24 protein-coding genes are annotated in these 26,364 nt (G+C 54.0%); 3 read left to right on the forward strand and 21 right to left on the reverse strand.

The window, feature by feature from the left end; genetic code table 11:
* Nucleotides 1-181: 181 nt before the first annotated feature.
* Nucleotides 182-937, reverse strand: a complete 756-nt coding sequence (locus EE949_RS27030) for a hypothetical protein (protein WP_122667096.1) — start codon at nucleotides 935-937, stop codon at nucleotides 182-184.
* A gap of 65 nt (nucleotides 938-1,002) precedes the next feature.
* On the reverse strand, nucleotides 1,003-1,566 hold the full coding sequence (locus tag EE949_RS27035) for a TetR/AcrR family transcriptional regulator (protein ID WP_122667097.1): 564 nt from the start codon (nucleotides 1,564-1,566) through the stop codon (nucleotides 1,003-1,005).
* Nucleotides 1,567-1,679: 113 nt separating this feature from the next.
* On the opposite strand from EE949_RS27035, the gene EE949_RS27040 reads away from it, so the two are divergent.
* Nucleotides 1,680-2,381, forward strand: a complete 702-nt coding sequence (locus EE949_RS27040; protein WP_205504775.1) for a glutathione S-transferase — start codon at nucleotides 1,680-1,682, stop codon at nucleotides 2,379-2,381.
* A gap of 83 nt (nucleotides 2,382-2,464) precedes the next feature.
* Here EE949_RS27040 and EE949_RS27045 read toward each other — a convergent pair whose 3' ends face one another.
* The 16 genes from EE949_RS27045 to tssA all read right to left on the reverse strand — a co-directional run bounded on the left by EE949_RS27045 (nucleotide 2,465) and on the right by tssA (nucleotide 21,971).
* Nucleotides 2,465-2,908, reverse strand: a complete 444-nt coding sequence (locus EE949_RS27045; RefSeq protein WP_122667098.1) for a hypothetical protein — start codon at nucleotides 2,906-2,908, stop codon at nucleotides 2,465-2,467.
* A gap of 154 nt (nucleotides 2,909-3,062) precedes the next feature.
* Nucleotides 3,063-4,049, reverse strand: a complete 987-nt coding sequence (locus EE949_RS27050) for a serine/threonine-protein kinase (RefSeq protein WP_122667099.1) — start codon at nucleotides 4,047-4,049, stop codon at nucleotides 3,063-3,065.
* Nucleotides 4,046-4,777, reverse strand: a complete 732-nt coding sequence (locus EE949_RS27055) for a PP2C family protein-serine/threonine phosphatase (protein WP_122667100.1) — start codon at nucleotides 4,775-4,777, stop codon at nucleotides 4,046-4,048. Before EE949_RS27055 ends, EE949_RS27050 begins: the two co-directional genes overlap by 4 nt.
* Nucleotides 4,774-8,286: a type VI secretion system membrane subunit TssM gene (tssM, locus tag EE949_RS27060; protein ID WP_122667101.1), complete on the reverse strand. Its 3,513-nt coding sequence runs from the start codon at nucleotides 8,284-8,286 to the stop codon at nucleotides 4,774-4,776. The genes EE949_RS27055 and tssM overlap by 4 nt, the downstream gene beginning before the upstream one ends.
* 9 nt (nucleotides 8,287-8,295) lie before the next feature.
* Nucleotides 8,296-9,153, reverse strand: coding sequence for a type IVB secretion system protein IcmH/DotU (gene icmH / locus EE949_RS27065; RefSeq protein WP_122667102.1), 858 nt, complete (start codon nucleotides 9,151-9,153; stop codon nucleotides 8,296-8,298).
* A 5-nt stretch (nucleotides 9,154-9,158) separates the two neighbouring features.
* A complete protein-coding gene (gene tssK / locus EE949_RS27070) occupies nucleotides 9,159-10,490 on the reverse strand; it encodes a type VI secretion system baseplate subunit TssK (protein ID WP_122667103.1) in 1,332 nt (443 codons plus the stop codon).
* On the reverse strand, nucleotides 10,490-10,975 hold the full coding sequence (tssJ, locus tag EE949_RS27075) for a type VI secretion system lipoprotein TssJ (protein WP_122667104.1): 486 nt from the start codon (nucleotides 10,973-10,975) through the stop codon (nucleotides 10,490-10,492). The genes tssK and tssJ overlap by 1 nt, the downstream gene beginning before the upstream one ends.
* Nucleotides 10,976-10,985: 10 nt before the next feature.
* Entirely contained in the window at nucleotides 10,986-12,188 is a 1,203-nt protein-coding gene (gene tagH, locus EE949_RS27080) for a type VI secretion system-associated FHA domain protein TagH (RefSeq protein ID WP_122667105.1), read from the reverse strand.
* Nucleotides 12,189-12,204: 16 nt separating this feature from the next.
* Nucleotides 12,205-12,345 carry a type VI secretion protein gene (locus tag EE949_RS29695; RefSeq protein WP_080238243.1) on the reverse strand — a complete coding sequence of 47 codons (141 nt, stop codon included), beginning with the start codon at nucleotides 12,343-12,345 and terminating at the stop codon, nucleotides 12,205-12,207.
* Between the two features lie 94 nt (nucleotides 12,346-12,439).
* Nucleotides 12,440-15,049 (reverse strand): type VI secretion system ATPase TssH, encoded by a 2,610-nt coding sequence (gene tssH / locus EE949_RS27090; protein ID WP_122667106.1) that lies wholly within the window; start codon nucleotides 15,047-15,049, stop codon nucleotides 12,440-12,442.
* Nucleotides 15,046-16,065 carry a type VI secretion system baseplate subunit TssG gene (gene tssG, locus EE949_RS27095; RefSeq protein WP_122667107.1) on the reverse strand — a complete coding sequence of 340 codons (1,020 nt, stop codon included), beginning with the start codon at nucleotides 16,063-16,065 and terminating at the stop codon, nucleotides 15,046-15,048. The genes tssH and tssG overlap by 4 nt, the downstream gene beginning before the upstream one ends.
* Nucleotides 16,029-17,816, reverse strand: coding sequence for a type VI secretion system baseplate subunit TssF (tssF, locus tag EE949_RS27100; RefSeq protein WP_122667108.1), 1,788 nt, complete (start codon nucleotides 17,814-17,816; stop codon nucleotides 16,029-16,031). Before tssF ends, tssG begins: the two co-directional genes overlap by 37 nt.
* 142 nt (nucleotides 17,817-17,958) lie before the next feature.
* On the reverse strand, nucleotides 17,959-18,366 hold the full coding sequence (tssE, locus tag EE949_RS27105) for a type VI secretion system baseplate subunit TssE (protein WP_122667109.1): 408 nt from the start codon (nucleotides 18,364-18,366) through the stop codon (nucleotides 17,959-17,961).
* Nucleotides 18,367-18,373: 7 nt separating this feature from the next.
* On the reverse strand, nucleotides 18,374-19,849 hold the full coding sequence (tssC, locus tag EE949_RS27110; RefSeq protein ID WP_122667110.1) for a type VI secretion system contractile sheath large subunit: 1,476 nt from the start codon (nucleotides 19,847-19,849) through the stop codon (nucleotides 18,374-18,376).
* Between the two features lie 28 nt (nucleotides 19,850-19,877).
* A complete protein-coding gene (gene tssB, locus EE949_RS27115) occupies nucleotides 19,878-20,384 on the reverse strand; it encodes a type VI secretion system contractile sheath small subunit (protein ID WP_122667111.1) in 507 nt (168 codons plus the stop codon).
* Nucleotides 20,385-20,417: 33 nt separating this feature from the next.
* Nucleotides 20,418-21,971 (reverse strand): type VI secretion system protein TssA, encoded by a 1,554-nt coding sequence (gene tssA / locus EE949_RS27120; RefSeq protein WP_122667405.1) that lies wholly within the window; start codon nucleotides 21,969-21,971, stop codon nucleotides 20,418-20,420.
* 368 nt (nucleotides 21,972-22,339) lie between these two features.
* Between tssA and EE949_RS27125 the strand changes: the two genes are divergently transcribed.
* Entirely contained in the window at nucleotides 22,340-22,858 is a 519-nt protein-coding gene (locus tag EE949_RS27125) for an Hcp family type VI secretion system effector (RefSeq protein ID WP_122667112.1), read from the forward strand.
* A 152-nt stretch (nucleotides 22,859-23,010) separates the two neighbouring features.
* Here the strand turns inward: EE949_RS27125 and EE949_RS27130 are convergent, their stop codons facing one another.
* The gene (locus tag EE949_RS27130; protein ID WP_122667113.1) at nucleotides 23,011-23,679 is read right to left on the reverse strand and encodes a hypothetical protein; all 669 of its coding nucleotides are present in this window, start codon (nucleotides 23,677-23,679) and stop codon (nucleotides 23,011-23,013) included.
* 269 nt (nucleotides 23,680-23,948) lie between these two features.
* Between EE949_RS27130 and EE949_RS27135 the strand changes: the two genes are divergently transcribed.
* Nucleotides 23,949-24,608 (forward strand): OmpW/AlkL family protein, encoded by a 660-nt coding sequence (locus EE949_RS27135; protein WP_430735908.1) that lies wholly within the window; start codon nucleotides 23,949-23,951, stop codon nucleotides 24,606-24,608.
* A 115-nt stretch (nucleotides 24,609-24,723) separates the two neighbouring features.
* Here the strand turns inward: EE949_RS27135 and EE949_RS27140 are convergent, their stop codons facing one another.
* Both EE949_RS27140 and EE949_RS27145 read right to left on the reverse strand, forming a co-directional pair.
* A complete protein-coding gene (locus tag EE949_RS27140; protein WP_003213368.1) occupies nucleotides 24,724-24,999 on the reverse strand; it encodes an HU family DNA-binding protein in 276 nt (91 codons plus the stop codon).
* A 189-nt stretch (nucleotides 25,000-25,188) separates the two neighbouring features.
* On the reverse strand, nucleotides 25,189-26,337 hold the full coding sequence (locus EE949_RS27145) for an NAD(P)/FAD-dependent oxidoreductase (RefSeq protein ID WP_122667115.1): 1,149 nt from the start codon (nucleotides 26,335-26,337) through the stop codon (nucleotides 25,189-25,191).
* Nucleotides 26,338-26,364: the final 27 nt, after the last annotated feature.

Genomic DNA, 26,364 nt, shown 5'->3' on the forward strand with positions numbered 1-26,364 from the left:
CTTTGTTCAGGCGGTTGTAAGTGGCGTTAGTCATGGTGGAATCCTTTATCGAAGTAGGTAAGTAGTAAGTGGCGTCGTTCAACTTGAGGCCAGATTAAAGGTCTTCGAATAAAGGATAAATCGGCTGAAAAGCGTTTTACTGTCAACTCAGATGAGACAGTTCGCCGAGCCACCTAATAACTTAACGCTGCTTCAATACCCGTGTTGAAATCGAGAATCCGTTCGGTGCCACAATTTTTTTCCTGCCGACGTATTCGTATGTGGCGAATTTGTCGATCAAGTCTCCGGCGCTTACGTCACTGGTTCCCAGCACGGCAACCCGTTGCGACTCCCCACAGTTACGGGACTCAGCCCTATAGACCACATAGGGTGGGGAATACTGGATCGCTTCGAAAAAAGCGCCGCATTCGTCGTCGACCAAAAACAACATCGATTTCATTTTGTCTTCCCCGTCCATGTTCTCGTAAATGCTCAGGTAGCCAATGTCTCCCACATCGTCGTAGCCCAATGAGCGAGCACGCTTGTACTCCGGGGAGTTGTGGTGAATGACCAAAGCGGCCTCTTTATTCTTCTTGTCTCGTTCGGCGTGGGCGGCCTGCGAAGCGGCCTGCGCACGAGTCACCATGCTCGTTATCTTGGCGAAAAGGGCGTTGCATCGAGTGGCGTCCTCTGCGGCGAGGTCCAGCGAACCTGAGATCGCCTGAAACCTGTCCAAACCTTTGCTGAAGTTGAGAAAGATGCTGATCACATCGTCTGGGTCATCTGTACGTCCGGTCGCACGGTAACTAGCCAGATAGTTTTGCAGAATTTCACAACGCTCAAGGTAAGGCCCTCTGTCTTTGTTATAGGGCTTGGAATCGTCGGCGAAACTGGCAGTGCTGAGCACCGTAGCAATGAGAGCAGTAAAAAGACGCGAAACCGAAGCAGCAACGGGCATGACTTATTCCTTTAAGGGTTTGACCTGATCCAAATGCAGCAAAAAGTGTTGCGATACGAAGTCAATCACGCAGGCAGCAAGCCGGCAGACCGATAGCTCTCAATAAGTGAATCAAACAGCGAGATATCCACACGACTCCGCGCCAACAGCTGCGCGCCCGAAACAGCAGCGTAGATGGCCCGCGCCCGTCCTTCGACTTGATCGGCGCTGACCAAACCTGCTGCCGCCAACGCCTTGCTCAGCCACGCAACGTTCACATCGCCATACGCCTGAACCTCGGCCTTCACCCCTTCCGGCAAATCGTCGTATTCAGCGGCCATGAAACTGCACAGGCACAAGCGGTTATCGTTCGCGAGGGACTGACGGAAGATATCGGGATAGTGACGCAGCGCGTCGGCTGCATCCGCAGCTTCAGCCAGCATGGCCTCCAGAGTGGCGGCAGTGTCTTGCCAGTAACGCCTGGCAACCGCTGCGCCCAGATCAGCCTTGCTCGGGAAGTGGTAGTAAATGCTCGCACTCTTGATACCCACGACCTGCGCCAGATCGCGGAAATTCAAGCCGCTGTAACCATGCGCCTGCGCGGCCTGCCTGGCAGCGGCCAGGATAGCTTCCCGATGGTTTGAGCTCACGTCACTGCCTCACTGTTTCGTTGGCTGGGCATCTTAGCGACTAACGGCCTTGACCGAGAAAATATTAGCCTATAAGTTCTACCTACCAACTGATAGGTAGACAGGTATTTCCCATGACCGCTAAAGCCTCAACATTCGACCCAAGCACCCTGCCCATGATGAAGATCTACGACTGGGACACCGGCCCCTATCCAGCACGCGTACGCATCGCCATTGCGGAAAAGAACCTGCAATCACGTGTCCAGTTTGAATCCGTCGACCTCTGGAAAGGCGAACACAAAAAGCCCGACTTCCTCGCCAAGAACTACTCCGGCACCCTGCCCGTACTGGAACTGAACGACGGCACACTCATCGCCGAATGCACCGCCATCACCGAGTACCTGGATAACCTGGACGGCAGCCCTGCCCTTACCGGCAGTACGCCAAAGGAAAAAGGCGTGATCCACATGATGAGCAAACGCGCCGAACTGGAACTGCTCGACGCCATCAGCGTTTACTTCCACCACGCCACACCGGGCCTCGGCCCAGACGTGGAGTTGTACCAGAACGCCGAATGGGGCTTTCGCCAACGGGACAAAGCCCTGCGCGGTATGCAGTACTTTGATTCGATACTGCAAAAACAACCTTTCGTAGCCGGTGAAAGCTTCTCGATGGCCGACATTACCGTCATCGGCGGGCTGATCTTCGCCGGGCTGGTAGAGCTTGAAATCCCGGCGGAACACAAAGCGCTGCGGGCATGGTATGCAAAGGTGCAGCAGCGTCCGAGCGTGCAGAATCGGGTGACGATGTCAGAGCCGACAGCAGCAGGTGCGTAAAGCACGATGATGTCGAATGGCACATAAAAACGCCGCCCTTGTGAGGCGGCGTTTTTATGCGGGGGGCATTAGAAGAATACGTATTAACGAATGCCGGTGATGCTGCCTTTGTTACCAGTCACTTTGACTTCAACGGTTTTGAAGATGAAATAGTCTTGAACATTCACTTCGTAACGTGGAGCTACGATCAGGTCAGCGCCAGATGATTTGACTGCCTTGTACGCTGCCGCTGCCTTGACCTTGGAAACAGGATCCGGGATCGGCAAGCCAGCCAGGGCACCACCATTCCCACCACCGTAAACCACGCCATCAGCGAATTGCGTATCGCCACCGAAGCTCAGGAAGTTGAACAGAATGTTGGTGGAGGATTCGCCACTGATTGCTTCGCCGACTTTAATGTCTGCCTTCAGATCGCTTTTGACAACGCCTTCCAGCGGCGCGCTCGGCTGACTCATGTTGTAGCTCACGCAGCCACTGGTGGTCGCAATCAACGTTGCAACAGCAGCAGACATCCATAGCTTTTTCATTAAGCATTTCCCGTTAAATGTTTAGAAGTTGTAAACAGCGGCGCACTTTAAGGGAAACAAATGGATAAAAATGTCAGAAAAATCCGTAGGTTATGTAGGCTTCAGGATTAGTTTTGAGAGAAATTTCCGCGCTTACAAAGGTGGCTAATATCTCTCAAAATTGCATGTGCCCAATTGGACGCGTGCAGAATGCATCGCGTAATTCCAGCGCGCTGATGGTTCTTTTATTGGCGTCCAAAGCTAGCGAATGCCGCAAGGCTGGCCAAAATCGAACAGGTAGATTGGGCGGTGCAGATAACGACCGCCAGAGCTGCTCGTCTCTCGCCTGAAGTGAAGACTTTTGACCATAGGGATGCTTTCCGCTGGCAAGCTCATAAAGGACGCAGGCCATGGCGTAAACATCTGTGCCGGTTGAAATCACACCATGGCTCAGCAGTTCCGGGGCGGCGTAGCTTGGCGTCCAGGCGTCAAAGCGTTCACGGCCAAGACACGGTAAGCCGCTCAAGACACCATCGAACGTGCCTCCCAGCCCAAAATCAATCAGCCGTGGCCCATTATCGGTAAGCATCATGTTCGCGGGTTTCAGGTCGCCGTGCAGTACGCCACTTTCATGGCTGTGGGCCAACGCATCAAGCAATGGAACCGCGACGGCCTTTATTTCAGCAGCATTCAAGCCCGAAGGTTGTTCGCAAAGGAATTTGTCTAACCCTGTGCCTCGCAGCAGGTCTTGAGTGATGAAAGCCCGACGACACGAAAGGTCTACCTCGAAAGCACGCATACGGATGACATAGGGATGGCAAAGATGCCGAGTCAGGGCAAACTCGCGGTACAACAAGACACCTGCGTCAGGTACGTCGACGAAGTCGTCGTTCAGGAGTTTTATTGCAACGAAAGGATCTGGCTCGCCGAACTGCTCATGTAACAGGTCACGGGCGCGATAGACCACCCCCATACCGCCCGCACCTATTATCTCCTCCAGTCGATAACGACCACACAGTACATCGGGTAACGGTGCACTAAAGGCTTGCGAGGAAGCCCCCAGGCGAGGAGCACCAAGCCCACCCGCAAGGGCAAATTGGGTCAGCGCTCCAGCTTTCTGAGGCTTTAGGCCAGCGTCGACAGATCTCGACTCAGCGCTCATGTCCGAACCACTACTGCTGTAAGGTTATCGCTGGCTGGCCCTCGCAAAACGTGATCAAACAGAAGATCAACGGTCAGTCTGGGTGAGCGGTTATTTAAAGCATTGCCCAACACCTGATGGTCAACTGCCTGGTACAGCCCATCAGAGCACAGCACAAAAACGTCGCCACACCGCACATCCAGCTCAATGACTTCAAGGCTCAGGCCATCACCGCCGCCAACCGCTCGGGTAAGCGCATGAGCACCTGGGTGCTGTGCCGCCTCCCGAGAACACATGTGTTCGTCAGCAATTAACTTTTGAAGCAAAGAATGATCACGCGTTAGTTGGTACAAGCGCTGATCGCGCCAAAGGTAGCAACGGCTATCGCCTGCCCAGACGCACACAGCGCGCGGGCCTTCAATCAACAACGCAACTACCGTGCTGCCAATCACAGGAGCGGAATCGCCAGCGCGGACGGCAACGCCCTTACCTAGACGATGATTCACCCCGCGCAAACACTCGCGGACAGCGAAAAGCCGATCGTCCAGGTCGGTGTATCGAGCGATTGCGGCGATACCGCTTACGATCAATTGACTCGCAAGATCGCCACATTGGTGACCACCCATCCCGTCGGCAACCACCCATAATCCATGCTCAGGAGAATTGAGGTACGCATCTTCGTTACGCTCTCGTATCTTGCCTCGCTCGGTACGCCCGACACTTGCGCACCTGCGAGCCGAGACTGTCAAAGCTGCCCCGCAAGTCGAAAACGTCGGATCGCATTCATATCAAACGGGTTCGGCGAGCGCTGACTGGACAATAGGTAATTAACCCGCAGGCCGCCTACATTGCCCTTCAAAACCAGCACGTCGCGCCCTCGTAGATATTCGGTCTGCATCAAATCGAACAGACGAAACAGCGACCATGGGCCTGTATTTTCCTCGAGCCCCAAGGCTTGGCCCGCGATCTTCTCCAGCACGAGACTGGTACGCCCATCATCAGCATCGGCAGGCCATCTGAATGAGACCGGCATGATCGGGCCATGACGGTACTCCATCATCTGATCGCCCAGACGGAACTCGGCGCGGCTGACGTTCGGGTCGAGGGTATAAGGCTCAAGTTTGAACTGCACTTGAGGCTCGTTGGGATTCTCTGCAAAGAACCCCCGGCGAATTACCTGGACCTGAGACATTTGTACCAGAAAGGCTCTGGACATCGGCAAACTACGACCATCAATACTGCGCAGTTTGTAGCCACCCGCATCACCACTGGTGAACGCCTTTATGTAGCTGTCGAAGAATTTATCGGCGACCCCTTGTTCCTTGAAGAACTCCCTGAAGTCATTGAGCGCAACATCACTGGTGCTATGAGCGCTGAACGGATAACGCTTGTCGATAGCCTTCCCATAGAAACCATAAAGGTCGCTCTGATAACGCTGATTGAGGAACTGATACGCATCACTCAGGACCAACGACCACGTGTCATCGGCTGCTGAGCTGAGCCAGCCATTTACCGGCTGCGGCAGTCGGCTGGATGCATTGCGTAACCCGCTCAAAACATCTCGCTGACCACTCATTCGAGCTTTGGCCCACTCGTAAGCGCTTTGATCCTGCTGGCTGGAACGAGCAAGCCCCGACAACTGCACCTGCAACTCGTTGAGCAACTGCAGGACTGGCACCAGGTCAGTAGCGGGCCCGTTATTTTCATCGAGCAGCCGATGCAAAGGTTCAAAACGCAGCTGTAGCGATTTCCTGGCAGTGTCCGGCGCAGCTTTAACGATGGCCTGCCCAGCCAGTTTGGCGACTGCCGTGACTGCCAGACTTGACGATCCTTTCTGAGCGGGCGCTGTGGACGCTAGAGCATCAGCGCTGTCGGCAAGTGTCTGAAAGCGGGTATTGGCACGGATCTCTGTCAGCAATTGCAGCAACGGTGAGTTGGCCGCCGTCAGGCTGGCCATCTGATTAGCGCCGTCAGCAGGATAGGCAAAGGGCTGCAATCCCACTTGGGCTACTGCCTCACTCCAGTGGTTGGCGTAATCACGAAAATACAGCTGCTCCAGCTCGACCATCAAGCGACGCAAATCCTGCTCGCTGATCTCGCTTCCTTCGCCAAGGACCCAATTGTCGCGCAAAATGCCACTGACCAGAGCAGGGCCTTTCACGATAAAGTTCTGTTGATAACCTTCCTGCGTATAGAAACCTGGTATCGCGTAATCGGTGCCGGAAAATGCGCTCCCTTGTGGTCCCAGATGCAGATTGAAGCGATAGTCCGGAAGACTCTGCGCTTGATCCCGAAGTGCGCGATAAACCACATTTGCCAAGGACTCGCCGCGCAACACCTGTCGCGCCTGGGTGACCAGCGTGTCATTGAGCGGATAGCTGAAAGACCGAGCAAGCAAACGCTGCAGATGCCCACTCAGACCATTCTGCGCAACGGTGTTACCGCTATAGCGCATGGACCAATCTGCCGACATCCACTCTTCTAGCCAGCCAGCATCCCGGTGCTCTCTCAAATTAAGCATCAGATACGCTCGCAAGCTGCCCATGAGCTGCTCACGGTCCTGCAGATTGGTCTGGATCTGGTTTTCGAGCCGTCTGGCAACTCGGGGCAAGAGCTGGTTTTCCAGCTCGTGCGCATAGGCGGCCTCCAGTACCGGATTGCTTTGGTCACCTTGGTAAAGTCCGTTGCGCTCCAATAGGGCTATACCTTCTCTGGACAGAAATACCTGGCTTGCTGCATAGCTGGTATCGAGAACGTTCAAGGCTGCTTTTTCATCATCCTCCGAATGCAGACGAGAGCGCTGCTGGGTCAGTTGAGCGGCAAACTCCCGCACGCTTTCCAGTCGATCATGATTTGCAGAAAAACTGGTTGCCCAAGCGAGCGTGAACACACTCAATACCACCAGTGCGCAACCATAAAGCGCGCGGTGCCACCAATGAATGCGGCGGGTTTCACGCTTGTCGAGCCCAGCCAGTTCAGCTTCCGGAAAAATCACCCGGCTCAATAGGTGGTGAATGAAGCGTGCCCCCCCAGATCGAAAGGTGGGCAGTATTTTGCTGGCCATGCCGGTTTCGGCACCAATAGACGCGGTGTCTTTATCCAGTGGTTGTGCAAGGTGTGGCGCACTGGTCAGATAAAAACCGCGTAGTTGAACTGGACGTTGGTAACGGCTCCCTGTAAATGCCATGTCAACAAACAGGCAAAGGCGCTCGCCCAGTTTTGCGAGTTGGTTAGGGAAATCCAGAATCAGACCACGACGGGCAATATCGCGCTCGACGTGCATGCGAGTAACAATCTGGCTGTTAAGTCGCTGCAGCAGAGCATCAAACTCCTCGCGCAAGACAAGTACATCAGTGCCGTTCTGCCCCTTTCGGAAACTGGTGCCCAAAACCTGCTCGCTTTCCTCACGGGAAAGCTGGTCAAAAAACGCATCGAAGCCGACGACCTGATCAGACTTGGCGAGCACCAGATAAACCGGCACATTCACATGCAGGCGCTGGTGAATCTCCCTCAGGCGGTCCCGCACCTGACGCGCCAGACCTTCCAGACCTGCCTCGTCGCCCTCCAGCGTTTCGATATCGATGGTCACCAAAACACCGTTTAGTGGCCGACTACGACGGCGTTTACGCATTTCCCCTAGCAGGGTCGACCACGCGGCTCTATCAATGTCGTTTTCCTGTGTCAGATAACGTCCTGCGGTATCAATCAACACAGCGTTATTCGCGAAGTACCAGTCGCAGAAGCGTGTTCCCTGAGTATCACGAGTCAGCTTGCGCTCGATCTTGTTGAGTGGAAAATCCAGACCAGAGAAGTCGAGCAAGCTGGTCTTTCCGACACTCGTCGGCCCTATGACCAAATACCAGGGCAGTTCATTACGCCACCGCTCGCTGCGTCCGCTATACAGACTGGAGGTTTTCAGCGTTTGCACCGCGTCAATGAACCGCCCGCGCAACTCTTTATGTTCCTCGGTTATTTTTTCCGCATGCTCCAGCCGCTGCAGTCCGGCGGTGCTTTCCTCCTCCTGTTTCTTGCGAATACTCCGGCGCCAACTGACGAGCACCATGAGCAATCCCCACAAGAGGAACAAAATGCTGATGCTCAGCAAGCGGCTTGTCGCGGCCTCCCAAAATCGATTATCGGAAACAGCCAGCAAAGGTCCGAAGAACCAGACCAACAAAGCCATGCACAACACTGCAAGTAGCGACCACAGCCAGGTATTACTTAGCCAGGCAGCCATTTTTTTCAGAAAGTCTTTCATTACATGTCTCTACAACTGCGAGGGAGCCAAAGCTGGCGCGGGGGTTTGATAAGGCTGAAGCACGGCCTCTCTCTGCTCACCCAACACCCAGGCGAATCCTGAATAAAGGCCAGTCAGACTGATCAGGATGAAGATGGCCACTAACCACCAGGGCACAACGCGCACCAGACTTCGACGGCCGTCATTGAGGCCTTTCCAGTTCGGAGAAAGCTCACGCGACACCTCGCCTCGCAGCGTGCCAATTTGCCGATACAAGCCGTCCCGAATACCTTCCAGTTCAATAGAGCCACGGGGCTTGACCCGATATTTACCTTCAAAACCCAGCGACAGGCAGATGTACATAAGTTCGAGCAATGGCATGTACTTCTCGGGGCTCTGAACTACCCGGTCGAGCAAATGAAAAAACTTCTCTCCGCCGAACGTTTCATTGTGAAACTGGCTGAGCAGGCTCATTTTCGACCACTCACTTTTGCCCCCCCACGCACTGGTGGTCACGGCTTCGTCGACGACCGTACACAGCACATACCGAGCTGCCTGGATCTGGCTGGTTTCAGCTCCTTTTTGCACAGCGGTTATGTCGAACAGGCGGACGCATTCGCACAAACGCTGATTGAGTTCGGTCAGATCAAGCTTGGTTGCCTTAGTCTTGAATTGAATGACATGACCCAGAAGATCCGCAGCGGCGCTCACTAAGACGTTCAGGCTGACGCTGAATGAATGCGCGGGCTGCATGCGAGCGGCATACACCATACGGTCTTCCAGGTTTTCAAAACTTGGGGCCGAAGCAAGATCCGTCAATGCCTCTTTACCCTGCTGACCTTGATCATGACTCAACAGCACAGTTCTTTTGGTATCTGTGTTTTCCATATCGCTCAGCTCCTTATGGCCCAGAAATTCAGCTTCAGATCAGCAAACTCACCAGAAACATGGAAGGCAAATCCGCCGGAACCTTCCAGCTGAGCCAGCTCTCGGGAGTGCAGCTCGAGGATGAAATACGTCTTGTTGGCGTGATAAGGGATTTGCCGAGGGGCGACGGGAAGGGGTTTGACCCGAATCCCGGGCAGGTGCAGGTTGACCAGTTGGCGAATGCTTTCCACTGGCGCGATCTTGAGATGCGCAGGCAGTCGCATGCGCAGCTCTTCACTATCGCAAGAGGCGCTGGCAGCCAGAACGAACGTCGCAGTTCCCAGCATTGAACGATCAGTCAAAGTAGCCACGAAAATGCCGTACTGGCGCTCCTGAAGAGGCAGTTCCACGGCGTGCTGCTCCAGCACCATCGATAACATTTGGCGAATCGGCGTCATCAGCAAGCGCAGGCTTCTGCCCTGCTCGCCGTGCTCGTAAAAGGTTTCAAGTTGCGGTCGTTTAAGATCGCTGGCAAAGGTTGCCAACTCCCCCAGCATTTCCAGCAGGACGCTATACAGCTCTTCAGGATGAAGTTGTGGCTGACTGCGCAGATGCCTCAACACCAGCTCGGTCCTATTGATCAATTGCAGCATCATGAAGTCGCCAACTTCAGCGGCACCACCTCTTCCACTAGCTTGAATACGGTCGGCGATTTTCCCCCCTCTATGCGCAAGCAGCGCAATAACCTCATTGAGGCAGGACGCCAGGTAATCACTGGCATGGGCGTAAAGAACCGTGGGGGAAAAATCACTGTTGAGTGTGATACCACCGTTGGTTGTGATATCCATCAACTCACAAAGCTTGAGCTTCACATAAGGCTGATCTGCCAACTGCTCGCCTGTCAGCAATCGCAAGTCCGGCTTGGCGCAGCTGACCTTGGCAGCCGAGTCACTGCCTGCGTTGGAGTCAAATATCTCCGTTTCATAAGTTACATAGCGGGCTAACACATCCACATGATCATCGCGTCTGGCCTCGATGTTACTGCCCGTCATTAAAGGTAACGCCAGGTACACAGAGACATTGGCGCTGTCAGCCGGGATGTCCAGCATCAACGGTTTTCTGTTTTTACCTAAATCAAAAAAACTCCCGTCCGGCAGTACACCCGAGGCGTGGGTAACTACCAACTTGCTCATTTTGAAGTACTGCGGATCAATCACTAACTCAAAAAAGCCCCACGCATTGCGCTGAAGCAGTCGTGTCTGAGCCTTGATCCTGTCTTCAAAGTAACGGTCGTTCTGCTGTAAATGCTGGGGCCGAAGCAGCATGCCCTCCTGCCAAATGACCTTGTGAATACTCATTAGCGGTCCGCCTGGATAAATGCGGCATCGCCATCATGAATACCCGAATGATCCAGGGTCAGATGCGTACGATTTGTCTCACCTGGCACCAGTTGAATCACATATCGCCATTTTGTTTCCGGCAGATCTCGATACGCGGCAAGTACGCCTACGTAGCGACTGCCCTCCCGAACGTGCAGTTTGAGTTGCAACTGCTCACCGGGGCGAAGCTCCAGCTCTTCACCTGCAATCAGGTCGGGCGCTAAAACTACTTTTGGCTGCTCATAGAGGCTGAAAAAATCTACCGTATTGAACAGCACGGGATTTTTAAGCTCCATCAATCGCAAAACGATCGGCGAGGGGCGACCATTGATATCGGGATTAAGTTGCTCACTGGCTGCGAGCTGCAGCTCAAGCCGGGTTTGGGTCGAGTACGGCGAAAATGCCGTACAGCCCGCCACCAGCAAAGTAATCGCCAGCGCGGCCAAGGCTCTGATTTTCAACATTTGGGGTTCCTTAGAATTCTGTATGCAAGGTCGCTATCAAGCGCACCTGCTCCTCATAGGCTTGAGCAAAATCGCGCGCCAACAAGCGCTCGCTCCAGTCATCGTCCTGGCACAACATGTGGTGGTAGCGCTCAAATGCCTTCCATCGGGCGGCGTTGGTATGGAATAGCCGGCTGCGCATGTCGCGTTCGAAACGCAGCGCCAGATGTTGCGGAGAGAAATGAGCCAAAGCGCCGTGCAGTGCCTTGCGACTGGCAGCCAGTAGCGCAACCTGATGCGCCTGGATATCTCGAAAAGCGCGAGCGACTGCCTGATCGCCGGGCAGTTGCCCTGCCCTCTGCGCCTGCAGAAGAAGACCAATGGCTTCGCTGGCATCTCCTGCATATTTGAGCGGGTTGTTACCGCCGTGCTGGGCCATGCTCAACGTCAAGCGCAGCTCGTTTTTCAACTCACTACGAGTCCGTAAGGTCTGCTGGAGGCCACCAATGCTTTGCTTAAGCAAGGCGGCGGAATTGATGGCAAAGGCCTCGCGCTGACGTTGGTCCAGCGTCAACAAATCAATGCCGATAGCAGCCCCGAAACGCATCCAGAAATCATCGCTTTGAGATTCACTTTGAACAGGCTCGATGGTCGCCGCTGGCTGCGGCTCGGGAACCAGCTCCGGGAGCAAAAGGCTCTGTCGATCAGCGGATCCATAGTCGACTCCTTGTTCACTGGCTTGCTGAGATGCGTAAGTCGGCAGTAGCTCATCAAAGTCCGGGGCCAGATCAACCTGGTGACCGACCTCCCTAAGCAGGTCCAGATTCAAAAATGAATCATCCGGAATAACGGTGCCCTCAATAGAGGTAGATTCCAGATGCCCCACAAACCCTGCAGCGCTTTTAATCAGTCGAGCATGAATCTCGAATTTGCCCAGACGATAGCGGCTGCCGTGTTCGATAAGGTGCGTCTCCCCTCGACGCAGGTTTTGGTTCAGACGCTGACCGCTCTGCAGGACTTGCGTCCCATTGGTACTCAGGTCAGTTAGAAAAAACTCACCATCACTGAACGTGATTTTTGCATGCTCACTGGACACGTGAGCCTGATTGTCAACGATGATCCAGTCACAGCTTTCAGCACGACCAATCAGCCCACCCGCCTGTTTGAAGGTCTTGGACACCTGTTGATCTTGTGCAGGCAGTTCGGCACCCGCGAGTTCGAATATCAATTCCATGGGAATCTCCTTGCTGTCAGTTGCCGCGATTAACCGCTAGAGGTTCGCCCAAGGGTCGATACTCGTGGTCGCTGAATCGATAGTGGCCAGAACAGCCCGACAGACCGAGCACAAAGAACAGGCACAACGCAATGGCGTGCCGGGGTCGTACAGACATCGAGGTTTTCCCTGATAACGATGTGAAGACAGCCACCGATAAAGGCGACTGCCAGATAAAAAATGGATAGCTTTCTACGCTGCTTTGTGGCTTTTCAGGTGAACTCGCAGACGATACGAACCCCGTCCAGCGTGGCGTGTATGTGGGATAAAGGCTGACCTTCAGCCATCGCTGCCAGCAGACGATCTGCAATGAGCGGCATGACATGCAACTCAATCAGGTGGTCAATAAGCCTCGCGCCGCTTTCCCCTTGAACACAGCGATCCGCCAAGTGATCCAGCAGCTCGTTACCACTGGTGAACACCAGCCCACGACGGCTCAAGCGCTCGCCAAGCCGCTGCAGCTTCAACTCAACCAATTCGCGCATCACTGGACCGCTCACCGGGTAGTAAGGGACTACGCGCATGCGCGCCAACAATGCAGGTTTGAAGTGCTTACTCAGCAACGGCCGAATGGCCTCTTCCAGTTGCTCGGCAGAGGGCCGATTGCCATTCATGCACAAGGCATCAATACGCTCGCTGCCCAGATTGGAAGTCATCAAGATCAAGGTGTTACGAAAATCAATTTCACGCCCTTCACCATCGTTGGCGATACCTTTGTCGAAAATCTGATAGAACAGATTCAATACATCCGGGTCGGCCTTCTCCACCTCATCGAGTAGCACCACGGAGTAGGGCTTTTGCCTCACCGCTTCCGTGAGCATGCCGCCCTCTCCATATCCGACATATCCGGGAGGCGCGCCGATGAGTCGTGAAACGGTATGTTTTTCCTGAAACTCGGACATGTTGATGGTGGTCACGAAGCGCTCGCCGCCATACAGAAGATCGGCCAGCGCCAAACCCGTTTCGGTTTTGCCTACGCCGCTGGGGCCTACCAGCAAGAAAACACCGGCAGGTGCATCAGGTTTGTTCAGGCCCGCTGCAGTAGCCCGCATGGCTCTATCGAGGGCTTGTACGGCTTGTTCCTGTCCGCGAATGCGTTGCCGTAGATCGTCTGCGAAGCTCGTGACCTTCGCATTGTGCTCCCGCGCCAACTGCGTGAGCGGCACGCCTGTCCAAGCACTCACCACCTCTGCGACCAGACGCGGACACACTTCATGACTGACGAGTCGCTCTACTGACTGCGACTTGGTCAACGCCTGCTGTGTCTCATGCAACTGCACGTCCAGCTCGTCGAAACCTTGCTTACTGACCGTAAAATCTGTGATCCGCTCGATGTTGTGATCGAGGGTGTAGGCAAGTGCGCGCTGCTTGCGCAACTCAAGCAATCGCTCCGCAAGCTGTTGCTGTTCACGCCAGCGCTGCTCCAATTCCAACATCTGACTTTGCTGCTGCTCAAGACTGACGGCAAGCGCATTCAACGCCTTGATATCAACAGTAAGCCCGGCATCCATATCGCGACTCAAGGCTTTCTGTTCGCGCACACCCTCAGCTAACTGGCCGCGCAAACGCTCCAGACTTTCAGGCGCAGCGGCGAGACTGATACGAACTCGAGCGCATGCGGTATCCAGCACATCAACGGCTTTATCCGGCAGTTGACGCCCAGCCAAATAGCGCGCAGACAGCTCCGCCGCAGCAACAACGGCGTCGTCACGCAGATAGATACCGTGACTCTGCTCATAGATGGGGGCCAGCCCCCGTAAAATAGTGATCGCGTCACTAACGGTGGGCTCATGCAGCTTCACTGGCTGAAAGCGCCGCGCCAAAGCCGGGTCTTTCTCGAAGTATTTCTTGTATTCCACCCAGGTAGTGGCGGCGATCGTGCACAACTCTCCACGGGCAAGCGCCGGCTTGAGAAGATTGGCAGCATCAGAGCCACCCGCCTGCCCACCAGCACCTATCAGGGTGTGAGCCTCATCAATGAACAATATGACCCGTACAGGCGAACCCCTCACTTCGTCTATGACGCCTTTGAGCCGCCTTTCGAACTCACCTTTTACGCTTGCACCTGCCTGTAGCAAGCCCATGTCCAGCGACAGTAATTCAACACCCTCAAGAGCCTGCGGTACTTCACCGCTAGCAATACGCAATGCCAAACCTTCAACTACTGCTGTTTTGCCGACACCCGCCTCCCCTACGACGATAGGATTGTTCTTGCGTCGCCGAGCAAGAATGTCGACCATCTGCCGAATAGCGTCGTCCCGACACAACACCGGATCCAGCTTTCCGTCCCGCGCCTGCTGCGTGAGGTTGTGTGTGAATCGGTTGAGTAGCGATTCATCCCTGGAAAACTTCGCAGCAGAAATGGAGTCAGGTTTTTCGGACAGCGCAAAATCTCGCAGGCGCTCGCCGTCAAGTCGCCCCAGCAGGACGTAGTAACGACTGCCCGCGTAGCGAATCGGGTTGCGTAGCAAAGCCAGAATCAGCGCAGCCTGATCAACCTGACTCTGCCCAAGCTCGAGGGTCGCGACCAGCAACGAGTCTTGTAGCCACTGCACCAGTTCAGGAGCGAACACCGGATTGCGCGACGCACTGTCTTCACACTTGGGCTGTAGCGCAGCCACAAGCTCTCCACAATCAACCTCAGCGTCCATAAGTGCGCGACTTAACAGACTATGAGGTCGCTCGAGCAGTGCCAGCAAAAGGTCTTCGACCAGGATTTTGCTGCCACCTCTGGCTACGCAACGTTCGGCACCGGCCTCCAGATCGCGCCGCGTATCAGCGTCCAATGCCTGAATGAGTTGCTGTAGATCCACGTTGATCATTTATCAATCCTTATGAGGTTACTGCCCAGAGTTACAACACCGTCGGCATCTTCTCGCCCGAGCCAGGTTGTCCAGCCGAGGCGACAATCGCTTTGATCGCCAAGGCGCAGATCCCGAATGTCTTCCTGGCGGAGCGCCAGGCGAATGTCGTAGCTCAGAGGGTCGCGCAAGCTGAAGCGGACCAAAGCGCCGAGGGGTTGGTAGCCTGTTCCGATGGGCAAAAACTCATGGAAGCGCTGCCAACTCAGTTCACGGATGTGAATTCGGAATTTGCCGCTGCGGTCGTTTACTCGCCCACCGAGTAAAAGGTCCTGCCCCATCAAGCTGTTCATCGCACCTAGTTGATTCAACTGATCTGGCAGAATGTCCACAGCGCGTGGCAGGCATTGCTCAATGCTTAATTCAAGGTGTTTGAAGTAGTAACGCAGCACGGCTTCAATCAAGGCGGCAGAGTGAGCCCGCAGACTGAGCAATCCCAGATAAGGTAAAAGGCGCTTCCAATTAATGTCCCGCGCTTCGCGAATAGGGGTGCCTGCCAGCCCTATCAACGCAAATAGCCTCTGGGAAAAGGGATCGATGGCACCCTTCTGAAAACTCGCCCGGTAGCGATACCGTTGCCAGATAGGGGTTATCAACCGATGCAGGCGGTGGTTCAAAAGATCGAGGAACATCCGCGTTGGATTACCAGCATCGTTGTCCCCCAGCGACTGCTCTGCGTAAAACGCTGGTAAAGGGGAAGCGGATCCTGATAACCCCAGCAGGTTTAAACGTATACGCGCACGTAAAAACCCGTGTTCATGGAAATACTCCACACGATCAATGTCGCTACCGGGAAAACCCAAGCCAGGATTGGCCTGAAACTCAATCTGGTCATAAAGCTGATCTTCATTCAGGTCCGGATGCGCTTTGCGCAATATATCCAGCGTCAGTAACACAGCCTGAAACACCGAATACTCACGTATCGCTTGAGTCATATCGTTCAAAGGAGGGGCTGCAGACCCATACGCGGTTGCCATGCGTATACCTCCCCAGTGACAGTCTTGACTCTAAGCTCATGAAAGGAATTGAGGCTCGCGTACAAGGCAAAAAACTCGTTGAGTACCGAGGCGAAGAGAAACACTTCCCCTTCGCAGACAAATTGCTCGGCATCGACAATCAGCTCTGTACGCAGCCCTCGCACAGGAAGCCCCTTGAACAGACGATCAACCGGTTCGTGGCGAATGGACTTAAGTCCAGCAAGCATTTTCTGGGTGACGTTTGCTGCGTTACGGTCGTAGTACTGAGCAAAGTCATACGTCTCGAGAATGACCTTCAACGCATCAACATCTTCCAGTGAGAGATAGTTGAGCGACATATTGCTGATCAATTTCCAAAGGAAATTCTCACTAATCGGTGGAGAGTAATGAGCAGTACATGCAGTGATATTTCGAAAGCTGGCGTTGCCCGGCGTGAGATCGCGAGCCACACAAACCTCTCCGGCCTTGAGGCGCACCGGTAAGTTCTGGTTGGTACATATCAATTCTATAGACAGCGCTTCCTGCTCATCAGAATGACGGAGATCAAAACTTAAATAGGTATCAAGACCGCCGTGTAGTGTAGATGTACGCTGTCGGATGCTGTAATGCGGACTTCCCTCAGGTACGTCAAAGCTGGGGTCATGCTTGAAAGACTCGAAGGGTACGTAGTGACGCTCACCAGCAACGGACTGCACATGGCCGACAACACTTTCCACCGAGTAGACGCCACAGTGTTTACGTTCGTCCGCAGATGGCAGCAGTAAATACTCATCCTGCTTCCCATCAAGCCTGATAGGGAGCGCATCCTGCGGAAATAAATTGACGATCGGCGTGCAATAGAGACGTACGTTATCCAACGTCGGTTGTGATCGCTGGATGGCATTTTTTTGAATACTGAACCGTAGCTCAAAGCCCTTGGCCTGCTCCCGTACGCTGTCTGGTAAAGTAGTTAGAGCTTCAAGCCCGCTAATATCCACGAACAGGAATTTATCCTGAAATGCGAAAAACTCTTGAAGGTATCGATACCCTCTAAAGGTATTCAACGGATAGGGGATCAGCCCTTCACACTCGGAAAAGCCTACAGGTTGAACGTCTAGCTTCGAAAGACTGATAGACAGGGTTTTATTGTCTGGGCTCCGGAATGGCTTACCCTCCGAGTCCAGAGGGACAACATCGATAGTGGCCAGATTTCTCAGTAGATTGAGGTAGAGAGTCTGGCTAATGTAGCGTTCGCCTGAAAAGTGCAGACGCAGACGCTCAAGCGCCAGATCACCCAGGTGACCATCGCCTAGAACCTTTAACTGAAGGCTGAACAGCGCCCCGCCGCCGCTTGCCGAGTAATTCAAGGCAGCCAATTCAAGCGGTAATACTTCAGTGACATAACAGGTTCGGAAGCGACAAATAACTCCATCGATAGGCTTACTGTCCACCGGTGTCTCACGTTCAACACGCATAGCCGGACCGGTTTGCTGTAGTGCGTCGAATTGCAAAATGCTGAACGATGGCAGCGGACGCATATAGTTGGGCCACAGCAACTGCATGAGAGAGTGGGTCAGCTCGGGCCACTCATCATCGAGTTTTTGTCGTAAACGCCCCGTTAGAAAGGCTACACCCTCCAACAGACGCTCCACATCCGGGTCTCGTCCACTTTGTCCGAGAAAGGGTGCCAACGCAGGATTACGCTCAGCAAAAATACGACCTGACTGCCGCAAGGCAGTCAGTTCACTCTGGTAATAATCATTAAAAGACATCGTTGTACTTATCCCGGCACCGTTAAAAACGGCGCGCACAAAGCCATCAGCAACAAGTGCAGAGAAAGCGTTTAATCATGCTCTGTAACTTGCCAGCGTCTGGATAGACTTGGCGAGTTAATTAAAGATCGCTACTTGAGCGTTACATAATCATGACCTGTCCGGATCCATTCAATGCGGCAGAAAATCTGACGGGTCTTTTGATACCTGCCACATCCAGCATTCCTTCAATTGCGAAGAACAAGCGAAACGGATCGCTTTCACGCGGAATAGAGGTGACCTTCACGCTATTCAGACGCGGTTCATAGAATGCAATGAAACTCTCTATGGCCTTGCGAGCTTGTGTCAGTGACTCATGCAGACTCAAGTTCATGTCATTTAAATCTGGGAGGCCATAGTCAGGCAGCGTTCGCACACTGCCTGCCCGGGTGCTGAGCATTTTCGCAAGGTGGGCAGCCACCGAGGCAACGACACTCTCCTCGTGCCCCATGCCGATACGTTCATCGCTATCACCTGCAAGGCGCTCGAAAAGACTGCCGTATCCAGACATCACTCGATCACTCTTTATCCAGCTTGCCTACCAGAGACAAGGTGAAATCTGCCCCCATGTATTTGAAGTGCGGGCGCACGTTCAGGCTAACCCGGTACCAGCCTGGCTCACCCTCGACATCGCTGACGGCAATTTTGGCAGCACGCAACGGACGTCGACCGCGAACATCGGCGCTTGGGTTTTCCTGATCCGCGATGTACTGACGAATCCATTTGTTCAACTCTTCCTCAAGGTCTGTGCGCTCTTTCCAGGAGCCTAATTGTTCACGCTGCAAAACCTTCAGGTAGTGAGCAAGACGGTTAATGATCATTAGATAAGGCAGCTGAGTTCCGAGCTTGTAATTGAACTCGGCGTCTTTGCCTTCCTCACTCATCCCGAATGACTTTGTTTTCTGCGCTGAACTGGCCGAAAAGAATGCCGCGTTGTCACTGCCCTTGCGCATGGTCAGGGCTATGAAGCCCTCCTCTGCCAATTCGTATTCGCGACGGTCGGAGACCAACACCTCAGTAGGGATTTTGGTCTCGATTTCACCCATGCTCTGGAAGTGATGGAGAGGCAAGTCCTCTACTGCTCCACCGCTCTGTGGCCCGATAATATTCGGACACCACCGAAACTTGGCGAAGCTGTCGGTCAGTCGTGTTCCGAAAGCATAAGCCGTGTTTCCCCACAGATAATGCTCGTGACTGCTGGCAACATTTTCTGTGTAGACGAAGCTCTTGACTGGATTCTCTTCAGGATCGTAGGGGTTGCGCAGTAAAAAGCGCGGCATCGTTAAACCAAAATACCGGGAATCCTCCTGCTGACGGAAACTCTGCCATTTGGCGAACTGCGGCCCCTCAAAGTGATCCTTTAGCTCTTTCATATTAGGCAGCCCGGTGAAGCTTTCCAGACCAAAAAACTTCGGGCCCGCTGCCGCAATGAAGGGTGCATGAGCCATGCAAGCGACGCTGGAAACGTACTGCATGGTTTTAACGTCGGGAGAGCTCGGGGAGAAGAAGTAATTAGCGATAATCGCCCCAACCGGCTGACCACCAAATTGCCCGTACTCGGCTGAATACACGTGCTTGTAAAGACCCGACTGCATCACCTCGGGCGAGTCCTCGAAATCGTCCAGCAGGTCCTGCTTGGAGACATTAAGTATTTCAACCTTGATGTTCTCGCGGAAGTTGGTCCGGTCGACGAGCAACTGGAGACCGCGCCATGAAGCCTCCAACGCCTGAAAATCAGGGTGGTGCAGGATCTCATCCATCTGGCGGCTGAGCTTGCCATCAATCTCCGCGATCATTCGGTCAACCATTGCCTTTTTAACGGGCTCCTGGCTGTTGTGCGGCTTGAGCAACTCTTCGATGAAAGCAGCAACACCACGCTTCGCGATGTCGTAAGCGTCGTCATTCGGAGTCAGTTTTGTTTCGGCGATGATCTGATCGAGTATGCCGAACTCTGTGGTCTCAGCGTTTTGTTGCTTTATTGCACGGGTACTCATAAGAGGGACCTCTTTATCGATTACTAACTCAAGCGTCCTTTAGGGCTGGGGCTTCCAGACCTAATTCGCCGAGCACTCGACTGCGGGAGTCGTCATCTTCCAGAACGCTTTCAATCGCTTTGCGGAATGCCGGAGCATTGCCCAGCGGCCCCTTCAGGGCCATCAATGCGTCGCGTAGCTCCATCAGCTTTTTCATCTCCGGTACGTGCTCGACCAGACTCGCGGGGTTGAAATCTTTCATCGAGTTGATACGCAAATCGATGGCCAGCTCCTGCGAATAGTCCTCATCCTGCAATCGATTTGGCACGTTGAGAGTCAGGCCAAGCTTCTGATTGGCCAGCACCTCATCAAAGTTATTTTTGTCGATGTTGATCGGCTTGCGATCCTCGACCTTGCGCTCATCCATCTGCTGGGTGAAGTCGCCCAACACCATTAATTTCAGTGGCAGTTCAATTTCCTCCTGGGCGCTGCCGGTGGCAGGCTTGAAAGTAATATTGATCCGTTCTTTAGGGGCTACCGAGCCTTCTTTGGCCACAGCTTTTCTCCTTCACTGTTGAAGCCCTAGGGCTTATTCGAGCACCATCTCGATATCAAGGTGGCACAACCTGCGGTATATCCCTTCTTTGCGCTCGCGAGCCTCGTGACCGGGTGGGAGCAAGCCATAACAAGCATGCAAAAGCTGCAAGACCTCCAAGGCCAGACCCGGCTCCCAGAGATGCAACTCCGATCGCAATATTTGTTCGTCGAGAGCCTCCAATTGAGCCTTCGCCAATTCGTATTTTTTGGCCTGATGGCACAAGCGGGCGAGGCTTAACTGCCAGCAGAACTTTTCTCTTCCACCTTGCGCGTTCTGAAAACCGGCTTTGAGCTTCTGTACTGCAGCCCTAAGCCCCCCTCTACGCAAAGTGGAAGTAGCCTCTTGAAGCGCGACATCCCAAGCGGGCGAGTTATCTGTAACCAAAACTTGCTGCGCGCCACTTGCGGGCTCCAGATGGGGAGTTACACAGGCAGCGATCCAGTCACGAGTTGCCGCATCCGCGAACTCTGTGCCGTCGTGAAATCGCAATTCGGCGACACCCGGCAGCCGCTGGAGAAACAACGCGAAATGGATCTCCAGTTCCCGCTTCGCAGCATCGGCGCCCAGAGCCTCCAGGCATTCCCAAACCAACCTCTGACCATCAAACCAAAAAGGGGCGCGGGCAATACTCGTTTCCACCTTCACCAGCAGATCAGCGTACTGACCTTGATCGAAGTGCAACTGGTAGCTCTTGAGCTTGTCGCCTGGAACGCCATGAAGATCAGTAACCCGCTCAGGGCTGTGCTGCGGAATGCTGTTAATCGATAGCCAGCTCAGCGTTCGATTCAGACGTAACGCCCGAGGATCTGTGGCCTTCTGACGTAGCCACCAGTTGCACAACAGCAGCGTGTTTTCCCGCTGGGCACGTAATGCTTGTTGTGCGTCCCTTTCGCTTTCTATGGAGGTAATACCTGTGAACCATTGAGTCGCGACCTGCTTAACTTGGGCAACGACTGCTTCCACGGGGCTCGCCTGTGGTCGACTGTCGGTAGCACGCGTCACCATATTCACCAGACGTCTGCGCAATGGCAGAATCAATGGAGCTTCTTCACCCAGATGCTCCCTTAACGCAACGTCCAGGACTTCAAGCTGCAGAATCAGTCGCTGAAACACCTCAAGCTGGTCGCTGATCGGGATGTTTGCATCAAGAGCTTTCTCGAGCCGCGCGACCAACCAGTCAAGCGTCGCGGCACGCGTTCTGGATTTCCGAGGGAAGATAGCCAACCAGCGATGCGTACAAAAATCGCAGAGCATTTCCAGCCCCGAAACCAAACCGGCGAAAGACTGGGTCTGATACAACGCCCAGCTCAGCCAACATGCGACACGTAAATCCTTGGACATGCCCGCGAGCAGAGCCTCACTACCCTCCTGCACCCTCTGCCAGTCGATCTGAGCCGTATCATGTAACGCCAGCGGCTTTGAAAGCTCAGCCTCCAATGCTTCGAATTCAGACGAATAACGAACATCTTCCCCGGCATAGTCATCTTCGGATACCGGGTTTTGGGCGAGCGCTAAATATCTGCGCGCAGCATCAGCTGAATACATAACTTCCAATTTCGGGAATATAAAAAAACCAGAGACAATGTCAATATTCGTAAATTTATAAGCGCGCACACAAGCAGACATGTTTAAAAATTAAACATACCCACCCAACAAACCTATCACACAAATAGACCAAGATCAGAAACCTGACACTGACGACAATACTATCCAGCAAATCATCACACAGCAAGATTAAATTATAATATTTCTGTCGATTGCTTTTCTTACATGGTGCGACGAAACCTCCTACAAACATTAAAAGAAAAAACTACAGACCCGTATAAATATTAGAAGTAAAGTTCGGCGGCTTTTTGATAACAGCAACAAAGCCAATTAAAACCCTATAGTTATGATTTGCCAGGAGTGCACCGATGCCAACACCAGCGTATTTGTCCGTTGAGGGAACTACACAAGGGCTTATCACCTCCGGGACTTTCACCCAGGATTCAGTGGGGAATATCTATCAGGAAGGCCACGAGGATCAGATACTGGTTCAGGCATTTGACCATCACGTCATCATTCCTCGCGACCCGCAATCCGGCCAACCTACTGGGCAGCGGGTTCACAAACCGCTGATGATAACCAAGGTTTTTGACAAGTCTTCGCCCTTACTGTTTACCGCACTGACAACTGGCGAACGTCTGACAAAGTGCCGCCTGGAATGGTATCGAACTTCTGCAGAGGGAACTCAGGAGCACTATTTCACTATAGAACTGGAAGACGCAATTATCGTCGATATCAATTCAACGATGCCTAACTGCCAGGATCCAGCCCAATCGCACTTCACGCACCTGGAAGATGTTTATTTTACCTATCGTAAAATAACATGGACTCACGAAGTGTCCGGCACTTCTGGCTCCGACGACTGGCGCGTACCTGTTGCAGGTTAAAACAAAGAAATTCGATATTACCAACTTAGCAAAAAGAGCAGCCACGCAAAATGAGCCTGCTCTTTTTAACAGAACACTCATAGTTATATAACAAAGATTTTTCCCGTTGACCAAAAGCAAACGGGGCCTAAGCCCCGTTTGCCACACCACAATTACTTAACCTTACTACTCAAACTGCTCACCTGACTCTCCAACCGCCCCACGCTACTGCGCAGATTGCTGATGTCCTGCCGCAGGCTGCTGATGTCGCTGGAGCTTGAGTTGTTATTCGAGCCTGAGCTGCGCTGGACGTCACTCAGTTTGCTTTCCAGTTTGCTGATGCTGCGGTTCTGGTCTTCGACTTTGCTTTTCAGGCTCGACAGGTCGCTGGAGCTGGAATTGCTGCTTGAGCTTGAGCCAGCGCTGCGCTTGAGGTCGTTGAGCTGGCTTTCCAGTTTGCTGATGGTGCGGCTCTGCTCTTCCATCTTGCTCTTGAGGCCGGACACGTCGGCGTTGCTGGTCTGGGTAGTGGTGCCGTTGTTGCGTTTGAGTTCTTCAATCAAACGGGTCTGGGCTTTGACGGTTTCCTTGAGGGTGGCCAGCTCACTGGCGTTCTGGCGGGACTCTTTCTGCAACTGCTGCAAGCCGCCCAGGGTGACGTCGGTTTTACGGATCGAGTAAACGCCCGTTGGCTCGTAATGGCTGGCAACGATGCTGTCTTGGGACGTGGCGTCATAGGAGCTTAAATCGACTGCTGCTTGGGCCTGTGACAGCGCAAGGCTACCCATCAAAAATGCTGCGAATCGGATTTTGGAACTCAGGAAAGCGGACTTACTAGTCATCACTAGGTTTTCCATATGAAGTGCCGATATGGCACAACGCTATGACCCGTTTTTTTGCCGGAAGTTCGCAGCCTAGAGGCTTTAGGGGACAAATCTAGTAACGTATTAATGGCCTGTATCGCAAAAGCGCTATGCCATCCGGCAGACGTTCACACTGAGTCACTTCCTGATACTCGGACCTCCTTGATGCAGCACATCCGTGGCTGGTCGTCGTTCGAATAGTGGAGTGAGTTATGCGTAGATTGACCCTTCTCGGCATCCCGGTGCTGATGTTGACCATGGCAGCGTCCACGGTCCAGGCCTATGAGGCCGGGGACATTATTGTTCGGGCTGGTGCTGTGACTGTTGACCCGAGAGAAAGCAGCTCCAGCGTGCGAGTTGATCGCGGCGGTCTGGCGGGCACGGATCTGGGCGGCAAGGCGAGCATGGGCAGCGATACCCAACTAGGTTTGAACTTCGCTTACATGATCACCGACCATTTGGGTATCGAGTTGCTGGCGGCTACGCCGTTTGAGCACGATGTGAACCTCAAAGGCACTTCCGGTGGTATCGCGGACGGCAAGCTCGGTTCACTCAAGCATCTGCCGCCGACGTTGAGCCTTATTTATTACCCGCTGGACAATAAGTCAGCCTTTCAACCCTACGTGGGCGCCGGGATTAACTACACCTGGATCTACGACGAAAGCGTAGGCAGCAGCGCCAGTGCCGCAGGATTTGATAACTTCCACGCCAGCAACTCCTGGGGATGGGCGGCGCAGGTGGGCGCGGACTACATGCTCACGGACCGACTGATGATTAACGCGCAGATGCGTTATATCGATATCGAAACCGACGCTTATGTCAGCAACACCAACCTTGGGGTCCGGGCGAAGGTGAATGTCGACGTCGATCCGTTCGTGTACATGGTAGGGCTTGGCTATAAGTTCTGAGGGCGAACGTAGCGGCGTTTCATCACTGACGACGCAACAAAAAACGGGCACCCAACATTGGTTGGTGTGCCCGTTTTTTCACTGCTCGCCTCCCGCCGAGGCGTACAGCTGGTAACTAGGGGTTAACGCTGTCTTTCAGGGATTTACCCGGCTTGAAGGCGACGGTGTTGCTGGCCTTGATCTTCACTGGCTCGCCAGTTTGTGGGTTTTTACCAGTGCGTGCGCCGCGATGGCGTTGCAGGAAGGTGCCGAAGCCGACCAGGGTGACGCTGTCCTTGCGGTGCAATGCACCGGTGATTTCTTCGAGGACGGCATTGAGGACGCGATTGGCTTGTTCTTTGGTCAGGTCCGCCTTTTCAGCAATGGCGGCCGCTAGTTCTGGTTTACGCATATGAAGCCTCTTATACGGATTTTTGTTTTTATGTCCCGCGCCGCTCAAGCAGAACGGCAGTCAGGCGCCGCAACGGCTCTACGTTGCGGCAGACGGGAATGAGGATGGCATGCTGTTCTGGTCGGCGCCAGTGGACCATCGACGTTTATGCAGCCAAAAATGTGGCTTATCCGACAGAACGGCCAGTATTTATGCCAACAGCGCAGGAAGTGTCTTATTCAGGGCGAGTTTTTCCATGGCAGCCGCTCCGGTCAGGGCATAACCCAACAGGTTGCCGGCAGGGTCGTGACACAGCGCTTTTATGTCAGAGCCCTGCCCTTCGACACTCCAGGTCCCTGCAGTGCCACGTGGCGGAGGCGATACCACGAGCGGGCAAACCGGGGTTTTTACGGTGATGGGCATGGGCCCGTATTTGACGGCTGTCGGCGTGCCCGCAAGAGTCTGTGCCAAGGCGCGGGCACAGCTCATCAACGGCATGACATAGAGCAGGTTCAAGCCGTCGACTTCAGCGCAGTCGCCCAGTGCATAAATGTTGGCGTGGGTGGTTTTGAGTTCACGATCAACGATGATGCCGCGACCGACTTGCAGGCCTGCTGCTGCAGCCAGATCCACCCGGGGGCGCAGGCCGATAGCCGAAACCACCACATCGCACTGAATGACCTGACCATCGGACAGGTGGGCTTCAAGGCCATCGGCGGTGCGCTGCAAGCGAGTCATCAGCGGGCCAAGGTGAAAACGCGCGCCCAGACTTTCCAGCCCGGCCCGCACGGCAGTTGCCGCAGCTGGAGGCAACAATGTCGGCATCACTTGTTCACAAGGCGCGACCAGATCGACCTCATAGCCACCGAGAATCAGATCGTTGGCGAACTCGCAACCGATCAGGCCAACGCCAAGGATCAATACCCTCCGTTTGCCGGCTGCTGCAGCACGGAAACGGGCGTAATCCTCCAGATCGTTGATCGGAAAAATGGCATCGCTGGCGTCGCCCTCGACGGGTACGCGGATCGTTTCCGCTCCCCAGGCGAGGATCAGGTCACGGTAGTACACCGCTTCTTCACCAATCCACAGGCGCTTATGCCCAGGATCGATGCCGCTGATGCGGGTATGAGTACGCACTTCAGCCTTGAGCTGGTCGGCCATTGCACCCGGCTCGGCCATGCTCAACCCGTCGGCTTCCTTGTTTTTGCCAAAGCCGGTGGAGAGCATCGGCTTGGAGTATGAACGCCCGTCATCGGCAGTGATCAGCAGCAGCGGCGTTTCGCCATCGAGCTTGCGAAATTCCCGGGCCAGGTTGTAGCCCGCCAGGCCGGTGCCAACAATCACAACAGGTGCGTTCATACTTACTTCCAAGCCAGAGAGTAAAAA

Source organism: Pseudomonas viridiflava, assembly GCF_900602065.1.
GTDB lineage: Bacteria > Pseudomonadota > Gammaproteobacteria > Pseudomonadales > Pseudomonadaceae > Aquipseudomonas.